Below are 420 nucleotides of genomic sequence, written 5' to 3' on the forward strand. Positions count from 1 at the left end.
GGCGGGCCGGTACGGCTCAAGCTGGAACTGTTCCCCGACCGGGTCGATCACATTCCCGCCAACACATTCCCGCCAATGTGCAGGCCGAGATCCTGGCCACCACCGCGTTCGGGGCCAAGTACGTCGATCTTGTCGTCCCGGAGAACCCGAGCCCGCAACGGATTTCGGCGGGCGCGGTGATCGCGTCGCGCAACGTGGCGATCGAGGTCAACACCGTCTTCCAGAATGGACCGCATTGATCCGGTGAAGCTCAACGCGACGCTCAGTGCGCTCGCCTCAGTGCGCTCGCCGAAGGGGTACGCGGGCAGGGCCCCCGGATGGGCGAGGCCACGTCGGCCGCCAACACGGTGCTGCTGGAGCTCAACCCGCGGATGGGTACCGCGCAGGAAGGGTGGCAGGCGGTCCGAGGCGCTGCCGACG

The 420-nt window shown here is 68.1% G+C and carries 1 pseudogene; it reads left to right on the plus strand.

From position 1 onward, the window contains the following. A pseudogene (locus H7I41_RS30400) lies at positions 1-420 on the plus strand (MCE family protein); the annotation flags it as partial.

The sequence above is a fragment of the [Mycobacterium] manitobense genome (genome assembly GCF_025821665.1).
Taxonomy (GTDB): domain Bacteria; phylum Actinomycetota; class Actinomycetes; order Mycobacteriales; family Mycobacteriaceae; genus Mycobacterium; species Mycobacterium arseniciresistens.